The organism is Streptomyces sp. MB09-02B, from assembly GCF_033794485.1.
Classification (GTDB): domain Bacteria; phylum Actinomycetota; class Actinomycetes; order Streptomycetales; family Streptomycetaceae; genus Streptomyces.
The window spans coordinates 1-3,983 of the sequence record NZ_JARGEE010000620.1 but is presented as its reverse complement, the minus strand read 5'-3'; the positions used below and the strand labels follow the sequence as shown (position 1 = coordinate 3,983).

Below are 3,983 nucleotides of genomic sequence, written 5' to 3'. Positions count from 1 at the left end.
ACAAGGAGAACGGCAGCGACTACAACCAGGCCCGCGCCGCGGTCGCCGTCTCCGACACCGTCGACGGCGACTACACCTGGCAAAGCAGCTTCCGCCCGCCGTCCGGCACCACGTCCCGGGACATGACACTGTTCAAGGACGACGACGGCACCGCGTACCAGATCACGTCCGCGTCCGGTAACGCCGATCTTCAGATCTGGAAGCTCAACGCCGGATACACGGCGTACGACAGCCTGGTCGCCAACCCGTGGGCCGGCACCTTCCGCGAGGCACCGGCACTGTTCAAGCGGAACGGCGTCTACTTCATGCTCACCTCGGGCAACAGCGGCTGGAAGCCCAACCAGCAGAGGTACGCGACCGCGACCAGCATCGCCGGCCCCTGGACCGCCATGGCCGACATCGGGGACGACATCGGCTACGGCTCCCAGACCACGTTCGTCCTGCCCGTCCAGGGCACACAGGGCACCTCGTACCTGTACATGGGCGACCGCTGGGGCAACTCCATGGGCGGCACCGTCAACGACTCCCAGTACGTCTGGCTGCCGCTGACCTTCCCGACCGCACGCACCATGAACCTGCCCTGGTACCCGCAGGTCGCCATCGACACCGCCGCCGGAACGGTCAGCGGCGTGGGCGGCGGCCCCTACTACAACCTGGTCGCCCGGCACAGCTCCAAGTGCCTCGACATCACCGACAACTCGGCCGCCGACAGCGCGGCGGCCCTCCAGTACACCTGCGGCGGCGGCCTCAACCAGCAGTGGAGGCTCCAGGACGCCGGTGGCGGCTACGTCCGTGTCGTCGCCCAGCACAGCGGCAAGTGCCTGGACGTCGCGAACAACTCCACCGCCGACGGAGCCTTCGTGAACCAGTACCGCTGCGGCACCGGCACCAACCAGCAGTGGCAGTTCCAGGACCAGGGAGGCGGCTACCACCGACTGGTGGCCCGGCACAGCGGCAAGTGCCTGGACGTGAAGGACGCCTCCACCGCCAACGGCGCCCGGCTCATCCAGTGGACCTGCGGAACCGGCACCAACCAGCAGTTCCAGCGCCCCACCGTCTGACGACGCACACCGAGGCCCGGCGGGTGGCGACCCCCGACACCCGCCGGTCACCAGGATCAGTGCCATGTCGATCACTCCCGAAGTCATCCGTGCGTAGCCGGGGTCGGACGGTCGGGTACCTTCAGGACGCGGCGCCGGTCCAGGGGCATGGGGCCTCGCACCCTGAAACGGATAGGTCCTTCCGGTTGCTAGACTGATCGCTATGAACCCTGGCGCCCAGACCCCGGACGGCCCCGCCGCCCAGCCTCTGCGCAGCGACGCCGAGCGCAACCGGGGGCGGATCATCGCCGCCGCGCGGACCGTGTTCGCGCGTGACGGTCTGCATGCCTCCATGGCCTCCGTGGCCCGCGAGGCCAGCGTCGGCATCGCCACCATGTTCCGGCGTTTCCCGACCAAGGAGGAACTGGTCGACGCCGTCTTCGCCGACCGGATGGGCGCCTACGCCGACGCGGTGACCGTGGCCCTCGACGACCCCGACCCCTGGACGGGTTTCGTCGGATACATCGAGGCCGCGTGCGCGATGCAGGCCGCCGACTCGGGCTTCGCCGACGTGCTGACCACCACCTTCCCGACGGCCAAGGTCCTGGAACGGCGGCGGAACGAGGCCTACGCGGCCATGGTCGAGCTGATCGGCCGCGCCAAGGCGGCGGGCCGGCTGCGGGAGGACTTCGACACCTCGGACCTGGTGCTGCTGCACATGGCCACCGCCGGTGTCGTCAGCGCCACCGGCGACGCCGCGCCCGACGCCTGGCGTCGCGTCGCCGCTCTGTTCGTCCAGGCTTTCGAGGCGCCGGCCCGGGCCCCGCTGCCGGCCTCACCCGGTCACGACGCCCTCTACCGGGCCATGCTCCGCGCCGAGCAGCCGCCCCCCGTCCCTCGGGAGTCGGGCGAGGGCGGCTGACCGGGCGCACCCGACGGCCTCGTGTCGAGCGAGGCCGCCGGGTGTCGTCGTGGGCGCTGTCGTCGGCGTGTCAGCGGCTGAAGACGAGTTCGGCCTGGTCGCGCCTGGTCGAGTGCAAGTCCCAGTAGACGGGGGAGATCTCCTCGGGCTGGGCGGTGGGGAAGTCGGGGATGACGGACGTGCCGATGGAGACGTCTATGCCGACATGCGCGGCCTGGACGCCGGTGCCGTCGAGTTCCTTGTGGAGGTTGACGACCCAGTTGCGCAGGGCCGCGGCGGCGGCGTTGACGTTGGCGACCTGGGGGACAGGGGCGACGGAGCCCGCGCCGGTGGTGTAGAGGAGGGTGCCGGTTCCCGCTTGGCGCATGGCGGGCAGGACCGCCCGGGTCGCGGTGACGGCCCCGTAGAGCTGGAACTCGATCTCGTGCTGGATGTGGGCGGGCTCGGAGTCGGCGGGCGTGGTGAGCGTGGTGGAGCCGAGCGTGCCGACGGGGGAGTACTCGAGGACGTCGATGCCGCCGAAGTGGGCGGCGGCGTCGTCGAGGGCCCGGGTGAGGCTCTCGCGGTCGAGGACGTCGGCGGGGAAGGCGGCTGCGGTGATGCCGTCCTCGGAGAGCTGGGCGGCGAGGGTATCGAGCTTGTCGCGGTCGCGGGAGATCAGGGCGACGTCGAAGCCGTGGGAGCCGAAGGTGCGGGCGATGGCCAGCCCCAGCTGGGGGCCGGCTCCGACGATGGCGATGCTGGTCACAGCACGTCCTTCCGGTGATTGACGGGAGTGAGGGTGAGTGAGGGGAGTGGGGGACTCGGCAGGGATGTGGATAGCCCTATCCGTTCCGTGAATTCGGATAGGGCTATCCGGTTCACTCTCACGACGTTATCACGGAAACGGAAAGGGCGATCCACTTGCCTGCCGGTGTACACACGCCTTCATGGAGGGCTGCCGCGGAGACTCCTGCCGTCCAAGAACGCGGAGTGCGCGGGATCAGGCCGTCAGGAAGTCGATGAGTGCCGCGTTCACCTCGTCCGGGCGTTCCTGCTGTGTCCAGTGTCCGCAGCCGGGCAGCTCGACGGGCGCGCCCCGCAGGTTGGGCATCAGATCCGGCAGGGCCGCGATGAGTTCGGGCGTGCCGGGGAACGCCGGCACCAGATCACGCTCGCCGTAGACGTACAGTGCGGGCGGGGTGACGACGGCGTGGTGCCAGGGCGCTGTCAGCTCCCAGTTGCGGTCGAGGTTGCGGTACCAGTTGAGGGCACCGGTGAAGCCCGAGGAGAAACCCTCGACGAGGACGTCGAGGTCGTCCTCGGTGAACCACTCCGGCATCGCCTCGGGATCCGCCATGGTCGTGAGCCAGCCCCGCTCGGGGTCGACCAGGGGCTGCCTGTCCTCGCCGGTGAGGGGCGCGTCGCCGGAGGCCCAGTAGAAGATCTTCCGCAGGGTGGTGCGGGTGTCCTCGGCGAACTCGGCGTCGGCGGCACCCGGGCGGTCGAAGTAGTTCCAGTAGAAGCGGCCGCCGAACCTCTCCCGCGCCGCCGCGAGCGGCGGCTGCTTCCCCCGGAAGGGAGGCGGCACGCTCAGGCCGGCCACCCCGAGCACCATGTCCGGCCGCAGCAGGGCGGTGTGCCAGGCGACCGGCGCGCCCCAGTCGTGCCCCACGACGTACGCCTTCTCCTCGCCGAGGGCTTGGATCAACGCGACGACGTCGCCGACCAGATGGAGGATGGTGTATGCGTCCACGGCTTCGGGGCGGTCGCTGCGTCCGTATCCGCGCTGGTCCGGGGCGACGACGCGGAAGCCCGCCGCGGCGAGCGGGTCGAACTGGCGGCGCCAGGAGTGCCAGGACTCGGGAAAGCCGTGCAGCAGCACCACGAGGGGGCCGGTGCCCTGCTCGGCGATGTGCAGTCGTACTCCGTTCGCTTCGATCATTCGGTGCGCAACCATGCGAACGAGCGTACGCGTCGGGGGAGTCGGGCCCTGAGGGCGCCTGCCGGGGGCTACGGCGCGGCTACGCGCGGGGCGGGAC

General features: G+C 70.5%; 4 protein-coding genes. 2 read left to right on the top strand and 2 right to left on the bottom strand.

Annotated elements, in window-relative coordinates:
• Together P1P70_RS41820 and P1P70_RS41815 are read left to right on the top strand one after the other, a co-directional pair.
• On the top strand, window positions 1-1,061 hold a 1,061-nt coding region (locus P1P70_RS41820; RefSeq protein ID WP_319247311.1), incomplete at its 5' end, for an RICIN domain-containing protein.
• Between the two features lie 202 nt (window positions 1,062-1,263).
• Window positions 1,264-1,962, top strand: coding sequence for a helix-turn-helix domain-containing protein (locus P1P70_RS41815; RefSeq protein ID WP_319247309.1), 699 nt, complete (start codon window positions 1,264-1,266; stop codon window positions 1,960-1,962).
• A gap of 70 nt (window positions 1,963-2,032) precedes the next feature.
• Here the strand turns inward: P1P70_RS41815 and P1P70_RS41810 are convergent, their stop codons facing one another.
• On the bottom strand, window positions 2,033-2,710 hold the full coding sequence (locus P1P70_RS41810; RefSeq protein ID WP_319247307.1) for an SDR family NAD(P)-dependent oxidoreductase: 678 nt from the start codon (window positions 2,708-2,710) through the stop codon (window positions 2,033-2,035).
• 234 nt (window positions 2,711-2,944) lie between these two features.
• On the bottom strand, window positions 2,945-3,901 hold the full coding sequence (locus tag P1P70_RS41805; protein ID WP_319247306.1) for an alpha/beta hydrolase: 957 nt from the start codon (window positions 3,899-3,901) through the stop codon (window positions 2,945-2,947).
• Window positions 3,902-3,983: the final 82 nt, after the last annotated feature.

Excerpts from the sequence above, each read along its gene's own strand:
- P1P70_RS41815 (WP_319247309.1), top strand. The coding sequence starts at position 1,264 with ATGAACCCTGGCGCCCAGACCCCGGACGGCCCCGCCGCCCAGCCTCTG.
- P1P70_RS41805 (WP_319247306.1), bottom strand. The coding sequence starts at position 3,901 with ATGGTTGCGCACCGAATGATCGAAGCGAACGGAGTACGACTGCACATC.